This is a genomic window from Streptomyces sp. JJ36 (assembly GCF_021696945.1).
In the GTDB taxonomy this organism is placed as follows: domain Bacteria; phylum Actinomycetota; class Actinomycetes; order Streptomycetales; family Streptomycetaceae; genus Streptomyces.
Window position 1 is genome coordinate 1 of the sequence record NZ_JACYHE010000044.1, and the last position, 24,598, is coordinate 24,598.

At 75.5% G+C, this 24,598-nt stretch carries 23 protein-coding genes; 11 read left to right on the forward strand and 12 right to left on the reverse strand.

The window, feature by feature from the left end; genetic code table 11:
* Positions 1 to 256 (forward strand): LysM domain-containing protein (locus HOY81_RS27440; RefSeq protein WP_272892936.1); only part of this gene is annotated, 256 nt, incomplete at its 5' end.
* Between the two features lie 88 nt (positions 257 to 344).
* Positions 345 to 1,244 (forward strand): helix-turn-helix domain-containing GNAT family N-acetyltransferase, encoded by a 900-nt coding sequence (locus HOY81_RS17150; protein WP_237321306.1) that lies wholly within the window; start codon positions 345 to 347, stop codon positions 1,242 to 1,244.
* Between the two features lie 130 nt (positions 1,245 to 1,374).
* Here the strand turns inward: HOY81_RS17150 and HOY81_RS17155 are convergent, their stop codons facing one another.
* The 10 genes from HOY81_RS17155 to epsC form a co-directional block, all read right to left on the reverse strand.
* The gene (locus HOY81_RS17155; RefSeq protein ID WP_237321307.1) at positions 1,375 to 1,956 is read right to left on the reverse strand and encodes a flavin reductase family protein; all 582 of its coding nucleotides are present in this window, start codon (positions 1,954 to 1,956) and stop codon (positions 1,375 to 1,377) included.
* Positions 1,953 to 3,362 carry a dihydroorotase family protein gene (locus HOY81_RS17160; RefSeq protein WP_237321341.1) on the reverse strand — a complete coding sequence of 470 codons (1,410 nt, stop codon included), beginning with the start codon at positions 3,360 to 3,362 and terminating at the stop codon, positions 1,953 to 1,955. Before HOY81_RS17160 ends, HOY81_RS17155 begins: the two co-directional genes overlap by 4 nt.
* On the reverse strand, positions 3,362 to 4,609 hold the full coding sequence (locus HOY81_RS17165; protein WP_237321308.1) for an acyl-CoA dehydrogenase family protein: 1,248 nt from the start codon (positions 4,607 to 4,609) through the stop codon (positions 3,362 to 3,364). Before HOY81_RS17165 ends, HOY81_RS17160 begins: the two co-directional genes overlap by 1 nt.
* The gene (locus tag HOY81_RS17170; protein ID WP_237321309.1) at positions 4,588 to 5,733 is read right to left on the reverse strand and encodes a PrpF domain-containing protein; all 1,146 of its coding nucleotides are present in this window, start codon (positions 5,731 to 5,733) and stop codon (positions 4,588 to 4,590) included. Before HOY81_RS17170 ends, HOY81_RS17165 begins: the two co-directional genes overlap by 22 nt.
* The gene (asnB, locus tag HOY81_RS17175; protein WP_237321310.1) at positions 5,730 to 7,601 is read right to left on the reverse strand and encodes an asparagine synthase (glutamine-hydrolyzing); all 1,872 of its coding nucleotides are present in this window, start codon (positions 7,599 to 7,601) and stop codon (positions 5,730 to 5,732) included. The genes HOY81_RS17170 and asnB overlap by 4 nt, the downstream gene beginning before the upstream one ends.
* A gap of 5 nt (positions 7,602 to 7,606) precedes the next feature.
* Entirely contained in the window at positions 7,607 to 8,422 is an 816-nt protein-coding gene (locus HOY81_RS17180) for a cupin domain-containing protein (RefSeq protein ID WP_237321311.1), read from the reverse strand.
* Positions 8,423 to 8,702: 280 nt separating this feature from the next.
* Entirely contained in the window at positions 8,703 to 9,659 is a 957-nt protein-coding gene (locus HOY81_RS17185) for a DMT family transporter (RefSeq protein ID WP_237321312.1), read from the reverse strand.
* 78 nt (positions 9,660 to 9,737) lie between these two features.
* Entirely contained in the window at positions 9,738 to 10,274 is a 537-nt protein-coding gene (locus tag HOY81_RS17190; protein ID WP_237321313.1) for a cupin domain-containing protein, read from the reverse strand.
* Positions 10,275 to 10,379: 105 nt separating this feature from the next.
* Complete coding sequence (locus tag HOY81_RS17195) at positions 10,380 to 11,396, reverse strand: PLP-dependent cysteine synthase family protein (RefSeq protein WP_237321314.1); 1,017 nt, start codon at positions 11,394 to 11,396, stop codon at positions 10,380 to 10,382.
* A 43-nt stretch (positions 11,397 to 11,439) separates the two neighbouring features.
* Entirely contained in the window at positions 11,440 to 12,018 is a 579-nt protein-coding gene (gene epsC, locus HOY81_RS17200) for a serine O-acetyltransferase EpsC (RefSeq protein ID WP_237321342.1), read from the reverse strand.
* A gap of 450 nt (positions 12,019 to 12,468) precedes the next feature.
* On the opposite strand from epsC, the gene HOY81_RS17205 reads away from it, so the two are divergent.
* From HOY81_RS17205 to HOY81_RS17215, 3 genes are all read left to right on the forward strand, one after another.
* On the forward strand, positions 12,469 to 12,801 hold the full coding sequence (locus HOY81_RS17205; RefSeq protein ID WP_237321315.1) for a 4-oxalocrotonate tautomerase family protein: 333 nt from the start codon (positions 12,469 to 12,471) through the stop codon (positions 12,799 to 12,801).
* Positions 12,798 to 14,117: a hypothetical protein gene (locus HOY81_RS27695; protein WP_237321316.1), complete on the forward strand. Its 1,320-nt coding sequence runs from the start codon at positions 12,798 to 12,800 to the stop codon at positions 14,115 to 14,117. The genes HOY81_RS17205 and HOY81_RS27695 overlap by 4 nt, the downstream gene beginning before the upstream one ends.
* A gap of 74 nt (positions 14,118 to 14,191) precedes the next feature.
* A complete protein-coding gene (locus tag HOY81_RS17215) occupies positions 14,192 to 14,356 on the forward strand; it encodes a hypothetical protein (protein ID WP_237321317.1) in 165 nt (54 codons plus the stop codon).
* Positions 14,357 to 14,434: 78 nt separating this feature from the next.
* Here the strand turns inward: HOY81_RS17215 and HOY81_RS17220 are convergent, their stop codons facing one another.
* A complete protein-coding gene (locus HOY81_RS17220) occupies positions 14,435 to 17,488 on the reverse strand; it encodes a BTAD domain-containing putative transcriptional regulator (protein WP_237321318.1) in 3,054 nt (1,017 codons plus the stop codon).
* A gap of 562 nt (positions 17,489 to 18,050) precedes the next feature.
* On the opposite strand from HOY81_RS17220, the gene bla reads away from it, so the two are divergent.
* On the forward strand, positions 18,051 to 18,959 hold the full coding sequence (bla, locus tag HOY81_RS17225; RefSeq protein ID WP_237321319.1) for a class A beta-lactamase: 909 nt from the start codon (positions 18,051 to 18,053) through the stop codon (positions 18,957 to 18,959).
* Between the two features lie 178 nt (positions 18,960 to 19,137).
* On the opposite strand, the gene HOY81_RS17230 is transcribed toward bla, so the two are convergent.
* Positions 19,138 to 19,863, reverse strand: a complete 726-nt coding sequence (locus tag HOY81_RS17230; protein ID WP_237321320.1) for a lytic polysaccharide monooxygenase — start codon at positions 19,861 to 19,863, stop codon at positions 19,138 to 19,140.
* A 379-nt stretch (positions 19,864 to 20,242) separates the two neighbouring features.
* Between HOY81_RS17230 and HOY81_RS17235 the strand changes: the two genes are divergently transcribed.
* The 5 genes from HOY81_RS17235 to HOY81_RS17255 all read left to right on the forward strand — a co-directional run bounded on the left by HOY81_RS17235 (position 20,243) and on the right by HOY81_RS17255 (position 24,597).
* Positions 20,243 to 20,764, forward strand: coding sequence for a pyridoxamine 5'-phosphate oxidase family protein (locus HOY81_RS17235; RefSeq protein WP_237321321.1), 522 nt, complete (start codon positions 20,243 to 20,245; stop codon positions 20,762 to 20,764).
* 147 nt (positions 20,765 to 20,911) lie between these two features.
* Entirely contained in the window at positions 20,912 to 22,366 is a 1,455-nt protein-coding gene (locus tag HOY81_RS17240; protein ID WP_237321322.1) for an aldehyde dehydrogenase family protein, read from the forward strand.
* Between the two features lie 118 nt (positions 22,367 to 22,484).
* Positions 22,485 to 22,925, forward strand: coding sequence for a nitroreductase family deazaflavin-dependent oxidoreductase (locus HOY81_RS17245; protein WP_237321323.1), 441 nt, complete (start codon positions 22,485 to 22,487; stop codon positions 22,923 to 22,925).
* 253 nt (positions 22,926 to 23,178) lie between these two features.
* Positions 23,179 to 23,946 carry an LPXTG cell wall anchor domain-containing protein gene (locus HOY81_RS17250; protein ID WP_237321324.1) on the forward strand — a complete coding sequence of 256 codons (768 nt, stop codon included), beginning with the start codon at positions 23,179 to 23,181 and terminating at the stop codon, positions 23,944 to 23,946.
* 141 nt (positions 23,947 to 24,087) lie between these two features.
* The gene (locus tag HOY81_RS17255) at positions 24,088 to 24,597 is read left to right on the forward strand and encodes a GNAT family N-acetyltransferase (protein ID WP_237321325.1); all 510 of its coding nucleotides are present in this window, start codon (positions 24,088 to 24,090) and stop codon (positions 24,595 to 24,597) included.
* Position 24,598: the final 1 nt, after the last annotated feature.

A 24,598-nucleotide genomic window follows, 5' to 3' on the forward strand; every position in this document is an offset into this window, starting at 1 on the left:
CCGGGAGCCCGCGGGCGCCCCGGACGGGACACCCCCGCCCGCGGACCGGCCCGGTCCGGCCGGCTCCCGCTCCGGCGGCGCGCCGCGGGCGGCGGCCGCGGACGGGTACACCGTCGTCGCCGGGGACACCCTCTCCGGCATCGCGGCCCGGTATGCGGTCGCCGGCGGGTGGCGGTCGCTCTACCGCGCCAACCGCGGTGTGGTCGGGCCGGATCCCGGACTGATCCACCCGGGCATGCGCCTCCGCCTGCGGTAGCCCGGAACCCCCGGTGCGGGGTTCCCCGTCCCCGCACCGGGCCCCGGCCCGCTGGCCGTCACCCCAGTTCTCTGACTAGAGTCAGAGAATGGATGCGGCGCAGATCGAGCAGGTCCGGCGGTTCAACCGCACGGTCACCGAGCGGGTGGGCGTGCTGCACGACCACTACCTGGGCCGGGACCGGCCCGTCGGAGCGGCGCGGCTGCTCTGGGAGATCGGGGACGACGGCGAGGAGGTGCTCCGGCTCCGCGAGCGGCTCGGGCTCGACTCCGGGTACGTCAGCCGGCTGCTCCGCTCCCTGGAGCGCGACGGCCTGGTGACGGTGGAGCCGGAGCCCCGGGACCGGCGGGTGCGCACCGTCCGGCTCACCGGCGCGGGCCGCGCCGAGCGCGAGGTGCTGGACCGCCGCAGCGACGAGCTGGCCGGCACCCTGCTGGAACCGCTCAACCCCGGCCAGCGCACCCGGCTGGTCGCCGCCATGGCCGAGGTCGACCGGCTGCTGACTGCCGCCACGGTCACCCTGGACGTGGTCGACCCGGACCACCCCGACGCCCGGCGCTGCCTCCGCGCCTACGCCGCCGAGCTCCAGCAGCGGTTCGAGACCGGCTTCGACCCCGCACGGAGCCTGCTGCCCGACCCCGGCGGCCTGCGCCCGCCGCGCGGGCTGTTCCTGGTGGCCCGGCTGCACGGGGAGCCCGTCGGCTGCGCCGGCCTGAAGCTGCCGCCGGACGCCCCGGCCGAGATCAAGCGCATGTGGGTGGCGCCGAGTGTCCGGGGCCTGGGCCTCGGGCGCCGGCTGCTGGCCGAGCTGGAGCGGCGGGCCGCCCGGCACGGCCGGGACGAGCTCCGGCTGGACACCAACAAGACCCTCACCGCCGCGATCGGCCTCTACCGGTCCTGCGGCTTCGAGGAGGTGCCCGCCTTCAACGACGAGCCCTACGCCGACCACTGGTTCACCAAGCGGATCCCCCGCCCGCCGTCCCCGTGAGTCCGCGGTCCCCGTGAGTCCGCGGTCCCCGTGAGTCCGCCGTCCCCGTGAGGACGGCGCGCCGCGGGGCGCGCCGCCCGGCCGGGCCGGGGGAGTCCCGGGCCCGGCCGGGAGCCGTGCCGTACGGCCCTCACCCCGCGGAGGGCAGGGCATGGGCGAAGCCGCGCCGGTGCCACAGCAGCCCGCCCGCACTGCCGGTGTCCCCCTCGATCCCGGTGACCCGGCCGATCAGGACGGTGTGGTCCCCGCCGGCGGCCAGCTCCCACCGCGCGCAGGTCAGCCGCAGCGCCGCCGCGGCGAGCCCCGGTGGGCGGTGCGGGTCCGGACCCGGCCCCGGCGCCAGCCGGACGCCCGCGAAGCGCTGCTCGGCGGGACCGGAGAATTGGCGGGCGAGGCTCTCGTCCCCGGGCCCCAGCACGTTGACGCAGAAGGCCGGTGCCCCGGTCAGCGCGTCGTGCGTGCGCGAGCCGTGGTCGAGACAGACCAGGAACAGCGGCGGCGTCAGCGACAGCGACGACACGGCGCTCGCGGTCAGGCCCCGTGCCCCGCCCTGTGCGTCGTACGCGGTCACCACGGTGACCGGGGCGGCGAGCGCGGACATGGCCGCGCGGAAGTCGGCAGCGGGCGCGTCCGGCGCGTCGCAGGGGTCCGGGGCGGGCCACCCGTACGGGCCGGCAGCCGGGCCGGCGGAGCCGAGTACCGCGGTGCTCATCGGGCCACCTCCATGCGCTCGCGAAGCCGCGGGGCTCCGGCTTCCCGGGCGGGACCCGCGGAGAGCCGGCGCCCCCGGGGCTCGCCGACCACACCCCGGCCGGCCTCCCATGCGGGCCGTCCCGAGGTCAGCACCGTGGTGAACCGCCCGGTGAACAGCCATCCCTCGTACGCGGACCAGCCGCAACGGGACTCCACATGGGCGGCCGAGAGCTGCCAGCGCTCGTCCGGGTCGAAGAGCGCAAGGTCGGCGTCGGCGCCCGGCACCAGACGGCCCTTGCCGGCCAGCCGGAAGAGCCGGGCCGGGCTGTCGCCCATGAGCCGTGCCAGGTGCCCCGCTGCGGTGTCCGGCTCCGTTCCCCGGGCGCGCAGGCCCGTCCAGACCGCGGTCGCCAGCTCCTGGACGCCCGGCAGCCCGGGCGGCGCCTCGGCCGGCGGCAGGTTCTTCTCCGCCACCGTGTGCGGTGCGTGGTCGCTGCCGAGACAGGCGGCCTCGCCCCGCAGCACGGCCTGCCACAGCCGTTCCTGGTCCCGCGGGGCGCGGATGGCCGGCGACAGCCGGGTACGCGGTCCACGGCGCGCGGTGTCGTGGTCGGTGAACGAGAGGTGGTGCCCGGTCACCTCGAAGGTCACCGGCAGTCCCTCGCCGGCCGCCGCCACCAGCAGGTCGGTCTCCTCGGCCGAGGAGACGTGCAGGACGTGCACCGCCGTCCCGTACCGGCGGACCAGGCGGACCACCTCGGCCACGGCCACGATGCCGCCCGACCGCGGACGGTGCGGCTCGTACTCGCCGTACGAGCCCGGCTCTCCGCGCCGGGCGTCCAGCAGGTCGAACACTGCCTGGTCCTCGGCGTGCAGCACCAGGCGGACACCGCCCTCCGCGGCGGCGGCGAAGGCGGCCTCGAGCTGCCCGCGCTCGCGGAAGACCACCGGTGCGGTGTGGTGACCGGCCATGAAGATCTTGGCCGAGGTGGCGACGTCGGGGGCGAGGTCCGCCAGCGTCTCCGGGTGGTCGGGGTCGGCGCCGATGTGGAAACGGTGGTCGACGCGGGAACGCCCCTCGACGAGCCGGGCCTTGTCCCGTAAGGACCGTGCGTCCAGGGACGGCGGCCGGGTGTTCGGCATGTCGAGGACCGTGGTGACGCCGCCGGCGAGTGCGGCGGCGCTGCCGTGCTCCCAGTCCTCCTTGTACTCCAGGCCGGGGGTGCGGAAGTGCACGTGCGCGTCGATCAGGCCGGGGAACACGTAGCGGCCGCGGGCGTCCAGGCGCGGTCCCGCGGGCAGCGGCGCACCGGCCGGTGGCAGGGCGTCGACGCGCCCGTCACGGACCACGACGGACCCCTCGCGCACGCCGTCCGGCGTGACGAGACGGCCGCCCTCGACGACGAGATCGGCATGGCGGGGCATCAGGGTGTCCACGGAAGACTCACCAGTTCCTTGCAGAGGTCGTTGGTCGGTCCCATCAGGGCCACGGCGCGGACGTCGCGCCGGTACCGGTTGATCGGGTGGCTGTCGACGTAGCCGGCCGAGCCGAGCATCGACTCGACCTCGCCGACGACCTCCTCGGCCGCGGAGGAGGCGAACAGTTTGGAGTGCAGGGTGGTCATGCCCGGGTCGGCGGAGGTGCGCCGGCCGGCCCGTTCCACCAGGGCACGGGCGGCCTCCACCCGGGTGGCCAGACCCACCAGCCGGTGGCGCACCGCCTGGTGCGCCAGCAGCCCGCGTCGCTCGGCGTGCGCATGCGCCGTCTCCAGCGCCGCCTGCGCGATGCCGACCGCGACCGTGCCCAGGCTCGCGCCGCTCTCCCGCACACCCGCGATGACGGCCGCTGCCGTCCCCGCAGCGCCCAGCCGGGCCCCGTCCGCGACCCGGCAGTCGCGCACCGAGACGAAGCCGGTCGCGGAGCCGCGCATGCCGGTCAGACGCAGCGAGGTGTCGGGACGCAGCCCGGGGTTGTCCGCGGCGACGAGGAAGAAGGTCTGCCCGGCGGAGCCGTACGCGGTGCGCCCCTCGTCCGGCCCGCCGGACCCGCTCTGCGCGAGTACGAGATAGAGGTCCGCCAGCCCGGCGCTGGTGGTGAACGACTTGGCACCGTCCAGGATCCAGCCTCCGTCCGGAGCCGGGCGGGCCGTGGTCGCCAGGTTCTTCTTGTCGGCGCCCGCCCCGGTCTCGCTCCACGCCGAGGCGGCCAGCAGTCTCCCCGACGCGAGGTCCGGCAGCAGGGTGCGGTGCTGCTCCGCGGTGCCGCACTCGGCGATCCGGGAGCAGACGGCGTAGTGCTGGAAGAGCATGATGGCCGCGGAGGCGTTCACGGCGGCGACCTGCTCCACCGCCGCGTTGAGTTCCACCGCGCCGCCGCCCGCGCCGCCGTACCGGCGGGGGACGACGAGGCCCGGCAACCGGGAGCCGCGGAGCACCGCGACCGCCTCCCGGTCGGGGAGGCCGCTGCGGTCGGCGGCCTCCGCGGCGGCCTCCAGCCGGTCCCGGGTGTCCTGGTCGAGCAGAGTGGCGGGCGACGGCGCGTCCGGCCCGGCGGCCCGGGTCGCGGCAGGGGGCACCGGCCCGGCCCGGCCGGGCCGGGCGGCCCCGCGGGCCGGGGCCGTGGGGGAGGGGCCGGCCGGCACGGCGGTGGTCAGACTGTCAGCGGAAGGCATGCGTGCTCCTCGGGAGGTTCGGTGACGGTGCCGGACGGTGCCTGCGCCCGGGCCCACGCGAGACGGCCGCGGTAGTCGACCCGTTTGCCGCCCACCGAGACCCAGGCCAGCGCCGCGGGGCCGGGCGCGGTGCCGTCCGCTGCAGCCGTGCGGGCGGCGCCGTTCGTGCCGTTCGTGCCGGCCACGGCGCCGGCGTACGCGGCCTGCGGGGGAGCGGCGCGGGACGCGGCCACCTGCACCACCCCGCCCGGGGTGCGCAACCGGAGCAGGCCGTGCCGGTGCCCGGACCGCAGCGCCAGTTGATGGGCCACCGTGCCCTCGATACCGGCGGCCGCGCCGAGGCAGATGGCGCCGGTGAGCGCGACCGTGGGGTGCCAGGAGGGCACCGACACCGCCCGTACGGCGAGTCCGCCGGACGCGCCCGGCAGCAGCGCGGCGATCTTCGGGAAGGCCCCGGACGGATCCCAGCCCCGGACCTCGCAGACGGCACGCCGCAGCCGCCGCATGGTGTCGAACAGGTCCTCGCCCGCGGTGAAGAGCTCCTGTTCGGTGGCGGCCCCCAGCGCGTGCGCGGGCACCAGGATGTAGGGATTGCCCATGGACACCAGGGACACGGTCACGTCCCGCCCTTCGAAGGGCACCCGGGTCACGGCCTCCCCGGTGAGCAGCAGATCCGTCAGCGGGCGGGGCGGCGAGCACAGGAAGTGGGCCGTGAAGCGCGTGCCCCCCTCCGACGTCTGCTCCGTCTCGCAGACCACGTTGTCGCCGTTGTTCAGCACGTTGACCCGCACCCGGCAGCCGGGCACCAGCGGCTGGATCATGCCGGTGCGGGCCGCCGCCTCCACCGCTGCCAGGATCGAGTGGCCGCAGGAGCCGCGCACGTCGAAGCTGTCGACACGCTGCGGCAGCGACTGCACGAAGCGGTAGTCGAGGTCGAAGAGCGGGTGCCGGGAGGGCGCGACGATGGCGTTCTTCAGGACGCCGCCCGCACCGCGCTCGGTGAGACCGGCGCGCAGCTCGGCCAGGGCTGCCAGCAGCTCCGGTTCGGTCTCCGGCAGCGTACGGCCGTCCAGCACGGCGGTCGGGCAGGGCGCCCCCTGCGCGTGGGCGAGGGCCGCGGTCATACGGCCACCCCCTGCGGCTGCGCGTGACCAGAGGCGACCGGCACCGCGCCTGCCGCCTCCGGCGGAGCCCCGCCGAAGAAGCTGCGCTGCCACAACCGGTGGCCCAGCAGCGCCCACAGCGCCAGGGCGCTCCGGTCGCCGGGGTGCGCGGCCTGCTCGGCGAAGAGCGCCTCCACCGCCTCCGGGCGTATCCGGCCGTCAGCACGCAGCGAGCCGGCCGACAGCTCGTCGCGCGCCATGGCCCACAACGCCTGGCCCGGGGCGAGCATCGCCGTGACGGGCAACGTGAACGGCTGCTTGGGCCGGTTGAGCACGCTGGCCGGGACCAGGCCCCCGGCAGCCCGGTACAGGGCGCGCTTCACCCCGTCCGGCCCGATCCGGTGCCGGTCGGCCAGGGTCGCCGCGTACCGCACCACGGACGGCTGGCAGAACGGCAGCCGGACTTCCACCGAACCGGCCATCGACAGGTGGTCGACCCGCCGCAGGTGGTAGGAGGGCAGCCGGTACCGCTGCTCGACGGTGCAGATCCGCTGGAGCCGGCTCCCGTGGCCGTTCCGCAGTGTCCCGGTGAGCCCGGCGGGCAGTGCCGGGCCGCGGGCCCGCAGCGCGGCGGCGTACTCGCCGGTGTAGAGCCGCTCCCGCAGGCCGCGCGGGACGGCGGCGAGACTGTCCAGGTACGGCCCCACCCAGTCGGCGCCCTCCGGCGCCGCCACCGCCGCGCTCATCCTGGCGTACCCACCGAACAGCTCGTCGGCGGCGTCACCCGTCAGGGCCACCTTGAACCCCGCGTCCCGGACCGCGGCGAACAGCGACAGGGTGCTGAGGGTGATGGGGTCGGCGTTCGGCTGGCCGACGTGGCGGGCGACGTCCTGGAGCAGCCCGGGGAACGTCGCCGGGTCCACCTCCACCTGGTGGTGCACGGTGCCCGCGGAGCGGGCGACCTCGGCGGCGAAGGCACGTTCGTCGGCGGGCCAGTTCCCGGTGTACGCGATGTTGAAGGAGTGCAGCGGGTCGGCCCCCGCGGCGGCACGGGCCCGCGCGGCCAGCGCCGTGACGAGGCTGGAGTCGAGGCCGCCCGAGGTGATGGCCGCGACCGGCGCGTCGGCGACCAGCAGCCGGGACACTTCACGGGAGAGCAGGTCGCGCAGCTCCGTGCCCGTGGCCTCCAGGCCGCGTCCCGCGGCCGGCCGCGGTTCCCGGTCCCGGTCCGCGGCACGGACGCCGACCCGCAGCCCGTCGTCGCGGGTCACCACCGCGGTGGCCGCCGGCGGCAGCACCCGGACGCCGCGGAACATGGTGGCGTCGCCGAACGGGGTCTTGGAGGTGAGGTAGGCGTCCAGCCCGTACGGGTCCTCCTCGGCGGTGACACCGGGGAAGGCGAGCAGGGCGGGGATCTCGGACGCGAAGCGGAGGCTGCGCCCGGCGGGGTCCCAGGTGTAGTAGAGCGGCTTCATCCCGGCCGGGTCGGTGGCCAGCACCAGCCGCGGCGTGGCGCGGCGGTCCATCACCGCGACGGCGAACATGCCGTCCAGCAGCTCGGCGAACCGGTCGCCGTGCGTCAGATAGAGCGCCGGGAGGACCGACCCGTCGCAGCGGTCCGGGAAGCGGAAGCCCCGCTGCTCCAGATCGGCCCGTAACTCACGGTGGTTGTACAGCTCGCCGTTGAACACGACGGTGACGTTGCCGAGCCGGTACGGCTGGGCACCGCCTTCCGGGTCCATGACGGACAGCCGGGTGTTGCCCAGCGACCAGTCGTCGCCGCCCGTCACGCTGCGGGCGTCCGGGCCGCCGTGATGCAGCAGCCCGGCGACCCTGCTCAGCTCCCGGGCGCCGGTGTGCGCGTGGAACGAACCGAAGATGCGGCACATGCTGCTCACCTGACCTCGGGGGAGACACCGGCGCTGGCGTAGAGCGCCGGATCGAACGGAGAGGGCCCGCCGCAGGTGACGAACCGCCGGGCGCCGGGGCCGGTGTGCGGGTTGCGGGCGCCGTGCAGCACGCCTGGAGCGGCGTACAGGATGTCGCCCGCCGTCACGTCGATCCAGCGGTCCCGCAGATACATCTGGCCGGTGCCCTCGAAGGCGATGAACGCCTCGTCACTGTGCGGGTGCAGGTGGACGTTGAAGGTCTCGCCGGGCTGCTGGATGCCGCAGTGGAGGCAGAGCTGCGCGCTGCCGGTGCCCGGCCAGAAGACGAAGTTCATGGTCGCGCGGTCGGCGTCCGGCGTCACCTGGCCGGTCCCGCCGAAGCCGGTGAGCTGCGTGGTGTCGTCCCACAGCGAGGAGAAGAGGACGGGGTCGGCTCCGGCCGTACGCCCGGGAGCCGGCGGCGTCCGCCACACGTAGGCCGTCATGCCGCCGCCGTCCGCGGTCAGCACCAGGGGCCGCCCCGTCGGGGCGTACACGGCGTCGCCCCGGCCGACCGCCCGGGAGGCAGCGCCGGCTGCTGCCGTGCCGCCGCCGGTGAAGACCACCGCGGTGTTCTCCTCCGCGGCGCTCGCCTCGGGGGTGAACGACTCGTGGGCCGCGATGCGGACGACGTGCAGGGTCACATGGGTCGCGCCGGTGGCCGGGCTCACCGGCGTCGCCACGGTGGTGCGGGTGTGCTGAGGGCCGTGCACCGGCTCTGACGTCAGCTCGGCCGCGCGGATGATGCGCGCGTCGGAGGGGGGTGCGGTGCTGGTCTGCATGGTGATGGCTGCTCCCTGTGGCCTGGGGTGTTCGTGCGTGTCCCGGACAGCGTCGGGCGCCGCGTTCCCCCGCCGCTCCCAGCGCGGTCCTGTGGCCGCGGCCGGCAACGGGAGAGGGAGGGGAACGCCCGTACGCACCGCCCCCTCCCGGGTCCGTACGCACGCACGACGGGCCGGGGGCCGGCCGCGGACCACCCCGTGGGGGGAGTCCCGCGGCCGGCCCCCGGCCCGCGGTGCCCGGCGATGCCGCCGGGCGGTACGTCCTCCTCGCCGCCGCCGGTCAGCAGGCCTTCTGCGCCACGGAACCGGCGGCCGGCTGCTGTTCCGGCGCCGGCGGCGCCACGGAGCCGCGCCTGGCCAGGGACGACAGCCGGCCCTCGGCCAGCGCCAGGGCCGCGATCACCAGCACACCGCCCACCGGCACGTTCCAGGCCACCGGTTCACCGAGCACGGCGGCGCCCACCGCGACGGAGAAGACCGGGACCAGGTAGTTCACCCCGGAGGCCGTGGTCGGGCCGACGTCCGCGATCAGCCGGTTCAGCAGCGCGAAGGCGAGACCGGTGGAGGCGGCGCCGAGCACGATCAGCGCCAGCACGGGCTTGACCGCGAGGTCGCCCGCAAGGGACCAGCCGGTGGTGAACGACGTCAGCACGCCGGTGAGCACCGCCGCGGAAGCCAGCTGACCACCCGTCACCGCCAGTGCGGGCAGCTTGTGCGGGGCGATGAAGCGGCGTACGTAGACGAAGCTCACCGCGTAGCTTGCGGCCGCCCCCACGCAGGCGAGCTGGCCGTTGAGGGAGCCGAAGCCGTCCGCCCGCCACGGGCCCACCACCAGCACCAGCCCCGCGAACCCGCCCAGCAGTCCGGTGACCTTACGGGTGGTCGGCTTCTCGTCGGACAGCGCGGCCGCGGCGATCCCCATGGTGACCAGCGGCGTGGCGCCCTGGATCACGCCGGCGATGCTGGCGGTCGTGTACTGCTCTCCGTAGGCGAACAGGAAGAACGGCAGCACGTTGCCGAACACGGACGCCACCGCCACATGGCCCCACACCCGGCGGGCCGGCGCCGCGATTCCCTTGAGCGCGAGGATGCCGAGGACCACGGCAGCGCCCACCAGCAGGCGGCCGAAGGCCAGTTGCAGCGGCTCGAAAGCCTCCAGGGACACCTTGATGAGCGCGAAACTGCATCCCCACAGGGCGGCCAGCAGGCCGAATCGGCCCCAGCTTGCGAGATTCATGATGTACGGACTCCTGATCGTCTCTCGGGTCGGTTCGGTCTTCTCCGGCAACGCGCAGGGCGCCGCCGGTACTCCTCCTCAGGAGGCGTCCGCCGGCGCGGCAGGCCGGGCGGCGGGGGCCGCCCCATCCCCGGTGCCGTCCGGCACGGCGTGCTCCGGCGCCGCCACCTCGAACTGGTCGTACCGCTCCATGAGCGCGACCATCTCGGCCCGGGTGGGCGTTCTGCCGTCGGCCACCAGCCGGGCCAGGCCCTGGAAGTACCCCTCCCGGTTCTCGGCCGGGGTGAAGATGATGAGCATGTCGGCGGTCTCGTCGCCGTCGTTGCGGAACCCGTGCACGGCGTTCTCCGGGACGTGCAGGAAGTCCCCGGCCGACGCGGTGCGCCATCCGGTCCCGTCGTGCAGCGACACGGTGCCGGAGATGATGTAGAACGACTCGGCGATCCGCGTGTGGTAGTGCGGCGCGGCGCCCGTGGCGCCCGGCCGCATGCGGTGGTGGAAGATGCCGAGACGACCGTCGGTGGTCTGTGCCAGGGCGATGAACCGTGTCGTCGTCGTCTCGCCGATCTGGACTGTGACGGCGTCACCGAACGCCCTGAAGGCCGCCAGGCTCACGGCACACACCTCCTTCCCCGGAGTCCCCGGAGTCCCGGAACCCCCGCGTCCACCGGGCTTTCCCCGGTCCTCCCGGACGTCCTCGCGCGTGCGCGGCCGGCCCGCTCATGCGTCCCACATGCTCAGGTAGCGCTCACCGGTGTCGGGCAGCACCGTGACCACCGTCCGCCCGGCGTACTCGGGCCGCGACGCCACCACCGCGGCCGCGTGGACGGCCGCCCCCGCGGAGACGCCGGTGAACACGCCCTGCCCGCACGCCAGGTGACGGGCCGCCGACATGGCCTCCTCGTCCGTGACGGTCAGCACCTCGTCGATCAGCGAGACGTCCGTGGTCGGGGCGACGAACCCGCCGTTCAGCCCCGGGATCCGGTGTTGCCCGGCGTGCCCGCGGGAGAGCACCGGGGAGTTCTCCGGCTCCACGGCGACCACCGTGACCGGCGCACCCGTCTCCCGCAGGTACCGCGCGATCCCGGTGAGTGTGCCGCCGGTGCCCACGCCGCACACCAGCGCGTCGGCCCGCCGGCCCACCGCGCTCAGCGATGCCGCCAGTTCGGGTCCCGTCGTGGCGTAGTGCGCCGCCACGTTGTCCGGGTTCTCGTGCTGGCACGGGAACCAGGAGCCCGGCGTGGCGGCGTGGATCTCCTCCGCCTTCTCGATGGCGCCGGGATACCCCCGGTCGCTGGGGGTCTGTACCACCTCGGCGCCGAAGGCGCGGAGCATCCGGACGCGTTCGGTGGTGGCGTTGTCCGGCAGCACGATCACACAGCGGTGGCCCCGGGAGGCCGCGAGGGCGGCCAGGGAGATGCCGGTGTTCCCCGACGTCGCCTCCACGATCGTCCCCCCGTCGCGGGGGAGCAGCCCGCGGTCCTCGGCGGACCGGAGCATGTACAGCGCGGCCCGGTCCTTGACACCGGACAGCGGATTGGCGGACTCCAGCTTGGCCAGCACCTCGGCGCCCGGGGCGAGCCCGGCCGGCCGGAGCCGTATCAGCGGCGTCCCGCCCACCAGATCCTCGATACGGTCGGCCACCGGCGGGGCCGGCACCGCGGCGGGCGGGGTACCGGCCGCCGGGTGGCGGTTACCGGGGTCCGCGGTACCGGAAGGGCTCTCGATCACATGCATGGGACTCGTCCTCACTGTCGAACGATGGGGGAGGGCCGCGGGGCTACCAGGAGCCGGCCGAGGCGATGGCGGAGAAGACGTCCTCCAGCGGTTCGGGCCGTTCCCCGACCCGCTTCACCACGGCGGTCGGCGCGAGCACCCGGGCTCCGGCCGGTACGTCCTTGTTGACCAGCGCCTGCGCACCGATGACCGCACCGTCGCCCACGGTCACCGGCCCCAGTACCGTCGCGTTGGTGCCCAGGACCACGCCGCGTCCCACGACCGGGTGACGGCGCGCGCCCGCCGGCCGTGCGTTGTCGCTCCACCAGCCGACGGCGCCGAGCGTGACCTGGTGATAGAGGGTCACGTCGTCGCCGACGACGGCGGTCTCGCCGATCACCACGGCGGCGCCGTGGTCGATGAAGGCCCGGCGGCCCAGCACGGCACCGGGATGGATCTCCACTGCCGTCGCCCGGCGGGCCGCGCGGGCCAGCAGCCTCGCCGTCAGGCGCCATCCCCGGCGGTGCAGCCGGTGTGCGGCCCGATGCGTCCACAGCGCGGCGAGCGCCGGGTGCCACACCGCCTCCCGGCGGCCGCGCACCGACGGGTCGCGTTCGGCGACCACACGCAGGTCCTCGCCCATGGTGCGCAGTACCCCCAGCACCCCGGGGCGCTCGGACGCCGGCCCGGGGGCGCCGTGGTCGGCGGCGGGCGCCAGGGCCCGCGGACCGCCGGGGCGCGTACGGGCACGGGACGGGGGCGGGGGCTGCGGCACGGGGGCCGCCGGCATGCTCTGCATAGGGCGCTCCAAGGGAGGTGCGGGGATCCGCCGGCGGCCGGGGGCGGCACCGGAACCGGCGGCCGGTCACGGGGCACACCCTGCCCGTGCCGCTTCCCGATCCCTTCCCGGCCGGTTCCCGGCCCCCGGCGGCCGGTCGTCCCGGCGGGCCCGGGAACGCCGCGGGACACCGACGGGAACGTGCCCGCGCACGCTCGGTGCAGGAGAACCGTCCGCGTGTGGCCGGGGAGGGGCGTCCGGTGCGGATGCTCCCGCGCCCGTGAGGCCCCGGCCCCGGCAGAGAGGAAGAACACCATGCCCGTCATCACCGTCGACTGGTGGAAAGGCAACGGCCGGAGCAGGCGAGCGGAGCTGGTCGCCGACGTGACCTCGGTCGTCGCGCGGGTCGCCGGCTGCCCGGAGGAAGCCGTGACCGTCATCGTCCGGGACGTCGACCCCGGCCACTGGGGCAAGGGCGGAGCCCTCGCGGACACCTCGCGGCCGGAGAACGTCTCCGCAGACTCCGGAGCCCCTCGCTGCCCGGCCGGCACCGACCCGGGCGGCGCGGGGCCCGTCTCCGGCCCGGAGCCGGGGCCGGTGGGCACCGCCCCGGCCGCCGCGTCCGCCGCGTCCGGGACCGGCACGTGACGCGGGGCACCGACCGCAGCGGCCCGCTGCCCGGCCGCCGGGACCCCCGAAGAGTCCTGCTGGTCGGTGCCGCACCGAGCCTCGCCCGGAAGGCGGCCCGGGCGGGGTTCTCGGTGTGGACGCTGCACGATTCCGGCGGCCGGACGCCCCGGCCCGCCGCGGGGACGCCCGGCCCCGCGGAATCCTCCGCCTCGGCGGACTTCGCGGACCGGGCGGCGCTGCGCGAGCGGATCGCCGCCACGGCGGTCCGCAACGACATCGGCTGGCTGCTCGCCTTCGGCGCTGCCGGCGCGCTCCCCGCCGTCCTGGAGACGGCGGACCGCTTCGGCCTCAGCCCCAGCCCTGCCGAAGCGGCACTGCTGCTGGCCGACCCCGCCGCGACCCGGGCGGTGCTGAACCGGAGCCGTCACACCCACGTCCCCTCGGCCGTCGTCGACTCCTTCGCGCGGCTGCCGGAGGCCGTCGCCCGGGTCGGTCCGCCCGCACTGGTCCGCCGGCTCCGCCCCGCGGCCCGGTGCCCCGGCACCCCGGTGTCCGCTGCCGGGGCGGACGGCGGCAGACCCGCGGACGCACCGGCGGTCCCGCCGGGAGAGGACGGGCCGTACCTGGTCGAACGTTCCCTGGAGGGACCGGTGGTGGCCGCCGAGACGCTGACGGTGCACGGCATGCACCGGGTCCTCGGGATCGCCGCGCTGCGCTGGGGCGGCCCCGCCGGGCGGGACGTCCTCTTCCCCGCCCCTCTCGCCGCGCGGGTCCAGGGCGAGGTGCGGGCCGCCGTGACCGAACTGCTCGACCTGGCGGGACTGGAGTTCGGACTGACCCGCGTCCCGGTGGTGCTGACGGCCGGCGGGCCTCGTATCGCCGGCTGCCGGCGGCTGGACGAGGAGCCGGTCGGCCGGCTGATCGAGCTGGCCACCGGCACGGACCCGGAGGCGGAACTCTTCCGTGCCCTGTCCGGGCAACGGGTCGCCACGCCCAGGCCCCACCGGTACGCGTGCGCGGCCCCGTTCCGGCTCCCCGCCGGACGCCTCCGGTCGGCGCCGGACCTCACGGAGGTCTCGGCGCTGCCGGGAGTGCACCGGGTGCACTTCCCCTACGCGGTGGGCGACGAGCTCCCCGGCCCGGACGGGGAGTCCTGCGGGCACGTGCTGGTCACCGCCGGCTCCGTCGAGGAGGCCGCCCGCCGGGCCGACGCCGCGCGGCGGCTGACGCACGTCGACGTCGAACCCGGCGCCCTCCTCGCTCCGGCCACGGCGGGAGACCCGCCCTGCCTGCGCCTTCCCGCTCCGTCACCCGGCGGCGGGAACGGGCGGTAGCGAGACCGGAACACTGCGGGAAGCCGCCCCGGCAGCCTTCCAGATGTCAGCAACCCCCGACCGAAGGCGGACTCATGAAGCGCACGCTCGCCGGACTCGCAGGCTTCGCCGCGGCCCTCGCCCTCACCCTCGCGGCCGGCTCCGCCCTCCCGGCGGCACCTGCGGACGGCACGGCCCCGGAGCACTCCGGCCGGGTGGTCCTGGCCTCCGACGAGGGCCCCAACACGCCGCAGCCCTGAACCGCACGCCGCCGGTCCGGAGGGCCCCGCACCGCCCCGGTGCGGGGCCCTCGGCGTGCTCGCCCCCGGCCGGGCCGCTCAGCCGACCCGGTCTGCCGACGCCCGCTCCGAACCCGCGCGGGCGCTCTCCGGCACCCCCATCGCCTCGAACGCCTCCGCGGCGCCCTCCCGGCAGCGGGCGGCCGCCTCCGGGTCCCCCAGCCCTTCGTACGCCTCCGCCATCCCCACGAGCGCGCGAGCCCCCTCCGCCCGGTACCGGGCCGCCCCGGCGCTCCGGCACGCCTGCCGGTGCAGCCGCAGCGCCCGGTCGTGCTCCCCCCGCCTGCCGAACAGCCGCCCGACCACGTTCGCCACCACGGCCTCGCGGAGCGGGGTCTCGCTCTGCGCGGCGGTCTCCAGCGCCCGCTCCGCCTGTGCGAGCGCCCTCTCCGGCTCGCCGAGCCGGTCGGCGGCCTCCGCGGACAGGGCGAGCACCACCGCCAGGACCGCCGGGGAGGCCACGTCGGCCGCCAGTTCCCGGGCCCGTGCGAGGGCGTCCGCGGCGGCTTCGTACTCGCCGAGATCGAGCCGGGCGAAAGCCAGGTCCGCGAGCGCGGACACCTCCTTGTCCTCGGCCCCGATGCTGCGGTCCAGCTCCACGGCCGCCAGCGCAGCCTCCGCCGCCTCGGCGTAGCGGCCCCACTCGCGGTACAGCTCGCTCAGGTTCCCCAGCGATTCGGCCTCGGCCCGCACCGCGCCCAGCTCCCGTTTGAGCGCGATCGACCGCCGCAGCCGCGGCAGTGCCTCGTCGAACCGGCCGAGCCCCATCAGCAGCAGCCCCAGCACCCCGGTGTCCTTGGCCTTGCCGTGCCGGTCGCCCCGGCGCACCGCCAGCTCCAGCGCCTCCTCAGCCGCCGTGATGCCCTCCTCGAACCGGCCGAGCTTCCAGTAGGCGACCGACAGGTTCGACAGGTTCGGCCGGAGCAGCGCCTCGTCGCCGAGCCGCCGCGACGCCGCCACTGCGCCGGCGCTGACGGCGCGGAACTGCTCGAAGCGCCCCCGCAGGTCCAGATGGAACACCACGTTCCGGGCCAGCAGCGCGCCCCGCCGATGATGCCCGTTCCGGTAGGCGAGCGCCAGCACCGCGAGCAGCATCTCCAGCTCCTGGTCGAACCAGGCGCGGGCCTGCTCCGGACTGTCCAGGCGCGGCAGCTCGGTCCGGAGACCCTGCGCGGGCTCCGCCTCGCGTTCCCGTGCCCGGTCCCGTCCGGGAAAGAGGACGTCGCAGGCAGCGTCGGTGGCCGCCAGGCAGTAGTCGAGGAGTCGCAGCACCGCCTCCGCCGTCTCCTCCGACTCCTCGCCGCCGGCGGTGCGGGAGAGGCTCTGCGCGAAGGAACGCACCAGGTCGTGGAAGATGTAGCGCCCCGGTTCCTGCTGCTGCATCAGGTGGACGTCGAGCAGATCCTCGAGCACGTCCTCCGCCTCCCGGGTACCGCTGCCGAGCAGCGCGGCGGCGGTGTGCACGCCGAGCTCCGCGCCCGGGTGCCGGCCCAGCAGCGGGAACGCCTTCCGCAGCTCCGGCCCGAGCCCCTCGTACGACAGCCGCAGCGTGACCTCCACGCTGCGTTCCCCGGCGCTCAGTTCGGCCAGCCGGTACGTGTCGTCCCGGAGCCGGTCCACCAGGTACCGCACGGTCCAGCGGGCCCGTTTGCGGAGCCGGGCCGCGGCGATCCGCAGGGCCAGCGGCAGTTGCCCGCACAGGTCGGTGAGTTCGCGCACGGCCTCGGGCTCGGCGGCGGCGCGCTCGGCGCCGATGACCTCGGCGACCAGGGCGGCGCCGTCCCGCGGCGACATGGTGCCGAGCGACACGGCGTGGGCGGCGTCCAGATCCACCAGCGACACCCGGCTGGTGATCAGTACCAGCGTGTCCGGCGAGGCCCCGATCAGCGGCCTGACCTGCGCCTCGTCCACGGCGTTGTCCAGCAGCACCAGGATGCGCCGCTTGGCCAGGAGATTCCGCCAGAGCTGCAGCCGGTCCGCCCCGTCGTCGGGGATCCGCTCCGCCGGCACCCCCAGCATGCGCAGCAGGGCCTCCGCGGCGGCCGCGGGGGCGAGTGGCTGGGCGCCCGGGGTGAAGCCGTGCAGGTCGACGCAGAGTTGTGCGTCGGGGTAGCGGTCGGCGAGCCGGTGGGCGGCCCGCACCGCGAGGGACGTCTTGCCGCTGCCCCCCATTCCGTCGATGGCGACGATCAGTGGGCCCGGCTGCTCGGCGTCGCGGACGAAGTCGAGCAGCCGCTTCAGTTCGCCCTCCCGGCCGGTGAAATCCCGCAGGTCGTACGGGAGAGTGGTGCGCGGCTCGTCCCCGGGAGCCGGTGGCGTCGACGGGGCCGCGGCGGGCTGCTCGGCCGGCGCGGCCAGTTCCGGGCTGTTGCGGAGGATGTCCTGATGCAGCTTCTGCAGCGCGGGCCCGGGGCCGATGCCGAGCTCCTCGACGAGGAGTTCCCGCACCGCGGCGTACTCCTCCAGTGCCTCCGCCTGCCGCCCGGAGCGGTAGAGCGCCAGCATCAGATGACCGCGGAGGTTCTCCCGGAGGGGGTGCCCGGCGACGAACTCGCGCACTTCGCCGACGAGCGCCGCACTCTCCCCGGACGCCAGGCGTAACTCGAAGAGCTGCTCGGTCGCGGCCAGCCGTCGCTCCTCCAGCGCACGGGAGGCCGCCTCGATCACCGGCCCGCCCCGGCCGGCCAGCAGCGGGCCGCGCCACAGCGACAGCGCCTCCCGCAGCAGCGCCACCGCCTCCGCGGTGCGGCCCGCGGCGACCGCCGCCCGCGCCTGCTCCAGCCCCCCGGTGAACCGGCCCAGGTCGAGATCGTCCCGGGGCACCATGGCACGGTAGCCGGGGCCGTCGGTGACGATCAGCTCCCGGCCGCCGGGTATCCGCTGGCGTAGCTCGGCCACCGCCTTGCGTACCTGGTGCGTCGCTGTGGCCGGGGCCTCCTCGCCCCAGACCGCGTCCACCAGCCGGGAGACCGGGAGCACCCGCCCGGGCTCCAGCAGCAGGGTGACGCAGACGCGTTCGTGGACGGGGCCGCCGATCCGGACCTGTTCATGGCCGTCCCGGCATTCGAGTGAGCCCAGGACACGGAATCGCACAGCTCGCTTCTCCCGACGCACCGACGTGACCGGCGGCTGCCCGGACCAGCCTCCCGTCTGCAGCCGGGAGGCACGGCCGTCGCCGGTGCTCGGATCACCGCCCGGAACGCCTCCGTCCCCACTGTGCCTGACGTACATGCCGAGGGAAAGTGAGGGTCTCCCTCACCCGGCCGCCTCCCGCGGCCGGCAGCTCCCGTCCGGAGGGGGTGAGCACCGCCGGGCGCGACGCCCGGTCGGACAGCCGCTCGCCGAGGAAGCGTTCGGGCCCGCCGGTCCGGCGGCCGGCTGCGACGTCCACGCGCGGCCGCGCGGCGGTGGAAGCCCCGTGCCGGCTGACGCCGGCGAACGCCCGGCATGCTCCCACCACGTCCACGTCCACGCCCGCACCCCGTGACGGAACGGCATGGAAACCGGCCGGAGGCGTGGTGGACCGCACGACCGCGGACGACCAGGCTGATCCCGTCCCGGCTACCGTGCCGGCGGCCACCTGCCCGGAGGGAAGGCCCCGGACCGTCGCTTATCCTGCCCCTGCCGACGGGGGCGGACCTGGAGGTGGAAACCCATGCAGCTCACCCGTGCCCGGGGCGCCGCGCTCGGCCTGCTCGTGCTCCTCCCGCTCGTCGGCTGCGGCACCGGCGGCACCACCTCCCCCGAGCCGCCGGCGACGGCGTCCCCGGCGGCGCAGCCCTCCCCGGACCGCGCCTTCGCCGGGCTGGAGCGTACCTACGACGCCCGGCTCGGGGTCTACGCGCTCGACACCGGGACCGGGCGGGAGATCTCCTACCGCGCGGGGGAACGCTTCGCCTACGCCTCGACGTTCAAGGCGCTGGCTGCGGGTGCCGTGCTGCGCGCCCGGTCCGTGGATGGACTGGACCGGGTGATCCCGTACTCCCGGGAGGATCTGGTCGACCACTCACCGGTCACCGAGCGGCACGCCGGCACCGGGATGACTCTGGGCGCCCTGTGCGCGGCCGCCGTCCGCCACAGCGACAACACGGCGGCCAACCTGCTGCTCCGGGAGCTCGGCGGTCCGGAGGGCCTCGACGCCGTGCTGGAGCGGACGGGCGACGACGTGACCCGTGTGGAGCGCCGCGAGCCGGGGCTCAACCGGTGGGAGCCGGGCCGGACGGCGGACACCACCACCCCCGAGGCGTTCGCCGCGGACCTGCGGGCGTTCGTGCTGGGGGATGCGCTCGGTGCGCGCGAACGCGACCGGCTGGCCCGCTGGCTGAAGACCAGCACGACGGGGGACGAGCTGATCCGTGCCGGGGTGCCCGAGGAGTGGGTCGTCGGCGACAAGACCGGAGCGGGTGGCACCTACGGCACCCGCAACGACATCGCCGTGGTGTGGCGCCCGCACTCCGCGCCCCTCGTGATGGCCGTGATGACCAACCGCCACACCAGGTACGCCGACTTCGACGACTCCCTCGTCGCCCGCGCGGCCTCGGTGGTGGCCGGCGCACTGTCCTGACCCGCCCCTGTTCCGGGAGGAGCTGTCCGTGCGGGGAGGCAGTCCGGGGTGACGGAACGCGCGGCAGCGGAGCCGCCGGTCGCCGAGGCCCCGCCGGCGCCGGGACGGGGCGCGCCCGCCCCCGGGCGCCCGGTGGGACCGGGCCGCCCGGGGGCGGGGTGTGCGAGGCGCTGCGGGGTCAGCAGGGGCCGAGATCCTCCCAGACACCCCACTCGCCGGTGGTGCCGGGCTCGTCACCCGTCACCCACCACTTGGCGCGCCAGGTGTGGCCGTTCCAGGAGACGGTGTCACCGCCGGTGTAGACGGAACCGGAGTTCCAGGTCGGTGCGGTGCACTCGCCCGGGTCGCCGGGGTCGCCCGGGTCCCCGGGATCACCCGGGTCGCCGCTCCCGCCGATGTGCACGTCGACGCAGGCGTAGAAGGCGTTGGCGGTGTCGGCGATGTTCCAGACGGCGAGCACCTTCTGCTGCCCGGAGATGCCGCCGAAGTCGACCTGGTGGGAGACGGTCGAACCGGGCTGGGCGCCGCCGTCGTCGAACTCGGCCACCTTGGTGCCGCCGACGAAGTACTGCCAGGTGCTGGTGGCGTGACGTGCCGTCAGCTGCCAGGTGAACGTGGTCGAGCTGCCGACGGGCGTGACGCGCCAGCCCTTGCTGTCGTCGTCCAGCTCCGCGAACCGCTCGTTGCCGCCGCTGCAGCTCCGCAGCCCCTTGGGGCCCTCGACGCTCTGCGGCTCCCACTGGATGGCCCCGCAGTCGACCTCTCCGGAGGCGCACTGGGCCTGACGGCTCGGCGGCGAGGACACGTAGCCGTGCGCACTGGCGGTGTTGGCCGGGAGGCACACTGCCAGGAGGGGGGCGACGCACGTGCCGATCACGGCGGCCAGTCTTCGCTTGGTGTTCATGACGATTCCTTCGCTGTCGTGGCCACCGCGCCGGGAGTGCGGCAGTACCGGCGCGGCCGCACCGGCACCGCTCCCGTGGCCTTCTCTGGTGGGGGCAAGGTGAAGGCGTGCTCGCAACCGGCGGTGGGGGTGCACGTGTCCTGGTCTGGCCGCGTGCGACTGCCGGCGGCGAGCCGGCGAGCGAGTTCACCGTAGGTCTAGACCTTAACTGTTGTCGGAGCACGGTCAAGGGGGCGCGGTGCGCGTCCCCGTACCCCGCTCCGCGGACACCCGGCCGCCCGGACCGCTCCCGCCCGCGACCCGGCCGGCGCCGATGAATTCCCCGCGCGCCGGCCGTCACACCTTGCGAGAGACCACCACACCCCTCCAGGAGCACGCGATGACCACTACTGCGCCCGCCCCGGTGACCGAACTCGACCCGCGCTACTCCAGCCCCGGAGCCGCCCCCGTCCCCTGGCAGCGCGCCCGCACCCGGCTCGCCGAGGCCGAGCTGTACTGGCTGTCGACCGTACGGCCCGGCGGGCGGCCGCACGTCACCCCGCTGATCGCCGTCTGGCACGACGACGGGCTGCACTTCTGCACCGGGCCCGCGGAGCGCAAGGCCCGCAATCTCGCCGCCGGCGCCCACTGTGTGCTCACCACCGGGTGCAACACGCTCGGCGAGGGTCTGGACGTCGTCGTGGAGGGCGAGGCCACCCGGGTGACCGGCGACGCGGCGCTGCGGACCCTGGCGGGGCTGTACGAGGCGAAGTACGGCAACGACTGGCGCTTCCAGGTGGCGGACGGCGCCTTCCACGGCGACGGCGGACGCGCACTGGTCTTCCGAGTCGCACCCGTCACCGCCTACGGCTTCGCCAAGGGAGCGCGTTTCGGCCAGACCCGCTGGCGCTTCCCGCGCTGAACGGGCCCCGCTCCCCACCCGTGACGCCGGCCCCGCATCCCCGCACGGCACCGGTTTCGGCGCCGCGTGCCCGGGCACTCGCGCGGCCCCGGCCGGGCGACGGCGCATGCCCGCCGGTCACCACGCGGTCACCGAAGGGAGCACCCGATGCTGCTCGACGCACAGGTGTGGGGCGGCCGTCTGTACACGGGCGAGTGGACCGGGACGGGCCGCACCGCGCAGGCCACGGAACCCGCCACCGGCACGGTGCTCGGCGAGGTGGCCACCGCGGACGCGGACATGCTGCACCGCTGCGCCGCCACGGCCGCCGACGCCGGCCGCTCCTGGGCGGCGTCGACGCACGAGGAACGGGGCGCGGTACTGCGGCGGGCCGCCGCGCTCTTCGAGGAGCACCGGGAGGAGATCGGCCGCTGGCTCATGCGGGAGGCGGGCAAGACGAGCGCCCCCGCGGAGATGGAACTGGCCCAGTGCGCCGGGGAACTGCGCGAGGCCGCGGCGCTCACCAGCACTTCCTGGGGAGCGCTGCTCCCGACCACCGTGGCCGGGCGCACCAGCCTGGCGCGGCGGGTCCCCATGGGGGTGGTCGCGGTCATCGCGCCCTGGAACTTCCCCCTGGTGCTGGCGCTGCGGTCGGTGGCACCGGCGCTGGCGACCGGCAACGCCGTACTGCTCAAGCCCGCCAGTGAGACGGCCGTGTGCTGCGGGGTGGTCATCGCCCGGCTGTTCGAGGAAGCGGGCCTGCCCGCCGGCGTTCTGCAGATGCTGCCCGGCCGCGGCAGCGAGCTCGGCGACGCGGTCGCGGAGGACCCGCACATCGACATGATCTCCTTCACCGGTTCCACGCCGGTCGGCAAGAAGCTGGCGGAGAGCGCGGGCCGCAACCTGAAGAAGATCGTCTGTGAGCTCGGCGGGAACAACCCGTTCGTGGTGCTGGACGACGCCGATGTGGAGGCCGCCGCCGCGGCCGGCGCGTTCGGCAGCTTCCTGCACCAGGGACAGATCTGCATGGCCGTCGGCCGCCACCTGGTCGCCGAACCCCTTGCCGACGCCTACGCCGAGGCGCTCGCCGGCCGGGTCAGGGAACTCCGCGTCGGCGACCCGGTGCAGGGCGCCGACCTGGGCCCGGTCATCAACGAGGGTCAGGCCGACCACGCCGAGCGGCTGGTCCGCGAGACCGTCCGGGCCGGTGCCCGGCAGCTCACGGAGCCGGAGCGGGACGGGCTGTTCCTGCGGCCGACCGTGCTCTCGGGCGTCACCGAGGACATGCCCGCATACCGGGAGGAGATCTTCGGCCCCGTCGCGACGGTCACCTCCTTCGCCGACGAGGAGGAGGCGGTACGGCTTGCCAACGACACCCCGTACGGCCTCGTGGCGGCGGTGCACTCGGGGTCCGCGGCGCGCGCCGAGGCACTCGGCGACCGGCTGCGGGCAGGCATGATCCACCTCAACGACCAGACGGTCAACGACGAGACGCTCGTGCCCTTCGGCGGCCGCGACGACTCCGGGGGCGGCGGGCACTTCGGCGCCTTCACCAACCTCGACGAGTTCACCACCTGGCAGTGGGTCACGGTACACCGCAGCCAGACCCGCCCCCGCCTCTGACCCGCCCGCCCCCGTCCGGGGACCCGTGCCACGCCGGACGGGCCGCGGCACGGCCTTCCGCGCCCGGCGGTCCCGGGGCGCCCGGGAACACGGCGGCGCCCGGAGGCGTTTCCCCGGCATGCCTCTGAACGGTGAATACGAGCCCGGCACCTGGGACTGGGCGACCAAGCAGGCGCAGCGCATCGAGAGCTCCGGCGGCACCGAGGGCACCACCCTGCACGGGATGCCCGTGGTGCTGCTGACCTCGGTCGGTGCCAGGAGCGGGAAGCTGCGCAAGAACCCTCTGATGCGGGTGGAGCACGAGGGCGAGTACGCCGTCGTCGGCTCGAAGGGCGGCGATCCCGCGCATCCGGCCTGGTATCACAACGTGCTCGCCAACCCCCACGTGGAGCTCCAGGACGGCCCTGTGAAGAAGGACTACCGCGCCCGCCTGGTGACCGGGGAGGAACGCGCCACCTGGTGGCGGCGGGCGGTCGAGGCCTTCCCGACCTACGCCGAGTACCAGCGGAAGACCGACCGCGAGATCCCCGTCTTCGTGCTGACCGCGTTCACGCCGTAGCCCCGTACCGGCTGCCGTGGCCGGGGTGCGGCGCGGCGGTTCTCCCGGCGCGGCGGGCGCCGGCCCGGAGCGTGAGCAGCGGAAAGGTAAGGCACGGACGGCGGAATCGTTACCTCCGGTCACCCGGCGCAACCGGGGCACGGAGGGCGGCAGCGGACATCCGGGACTTGACTCTCCCGTCACCCGCGCACGAAGCTGAACCGCCGCCCCCCACACCTCGTTCCACTGTTCCTGCCACAGGGGTGTCCACGCCATGTCTTCGCGTTACCCGAGAACCGCCCGCCTCGCCGCGGCCGTCCCCGCCGCCGCGTCCCTCCTCCTCGGAGCCGCCGCCGCGCCCGCCCTTGCGGACGACCACACCTACACCGTCGAGCTGCGCCAGGACCTGCCCCGCACGGCCGACTCCGGTCAGGGCGGAGTCCCGCGCGAGGGGGCGGGGACGTGCGGGCGCGTGCCGGCCGGAAAGGACGGCTGGCACTTCGTCCTCCCTGGCAACAGCACGGAGTTCGTGAAGCTCACAGTGACGTTCGAACCGGGCGGCCGGCAGGTCCTCACCGACTTCGGCCCGCCGTCCGACAAGCACGCCTATGTGGGCTCGGAGCCCGGCGCCGAACTCGTCGACGTGCAGGCGGAGGTGGAGGGCGGCAGCCTCGAACTGTTCAACCTCTCGCACACCTGCCCCGCGAACACCACGCCCACGGACGAGCCCACCGACGAGGAGCCCTCGGAGGAGCCTTCGGGCGGCGCCTCGGAGGAGCCCTCGGACGAGCCCTCCTCGGAGCCCACCACGGAGCCCTCCGAGGAGGCCGCCTCCGGAGGCGGCGAGGCCCCGGAGAGCAGCCCGGAACCCCAGCCGTCCGGGATGGCCGGCGGCTCCACCGGTGACGAGGACGGCGACCTCGCCGAGACCGGCACGGGCGCCCCGGTCGGCGCGCTGGCAGCCGGGGCGGCCGTGCTGCTCGGCGCGGGCGGTTACCTGGTCCTGCGGCGCCGCCGGGCGGCCGCCGGCGCGCAGGACTGACTCCGCACGCTCCGTACGGCGTCCCGGTGACTCCGGTGTCCACGACACCGGAGTCACCGGCGTCCGGGACCCGTCTTTCCCGGAACGCGCGCGCGAGGGCGACACTCGTCGTGGAAGGGTGTCCCGGAGGGAGGCGACAGGGTGCGCAGCGGTTCCCCGGACGTGACGATCGTGCCGTTGACGGCGGAACACGCCGAGCAGGTGCTGGCCATCTACCAGGCGGGCATCGACGAGGGGCATGCCACCTTCGAGACGGCCGCGCCGAGCTGGGAGGTGTTCGACTCCGCCCGGCTGCCCGCGCACCGCTTCGCCGCCCTCGACGCGGACGGGACGGTGCTGGGCTGGATCGCCGCGAGCAGGGTCTCGGACCGCTGCGCGTACGCGGGCGTCGTCGAGCACTCCGTGTACGTCCACCCCCACGCGCGCGGGCGAGGGGTGGCGGCCGCCCTGCTGAAGGCGTTGATCGACTCCACCGAGGAGGCCGGTGTCTGGACCGTCCAGTCCGGGATCTTCCCCGAGAACACCGCCAGCCTCGCCCTCCACGAACGGGCCGGCTTCCGCGTCATCGGCACCCGCGAGCGCATCGGCCGGCACCACGGACGCTGGCGGGACGTGGTGCTGGTGGAGCGGCGCAGTCCCGCCGTCACCTGAC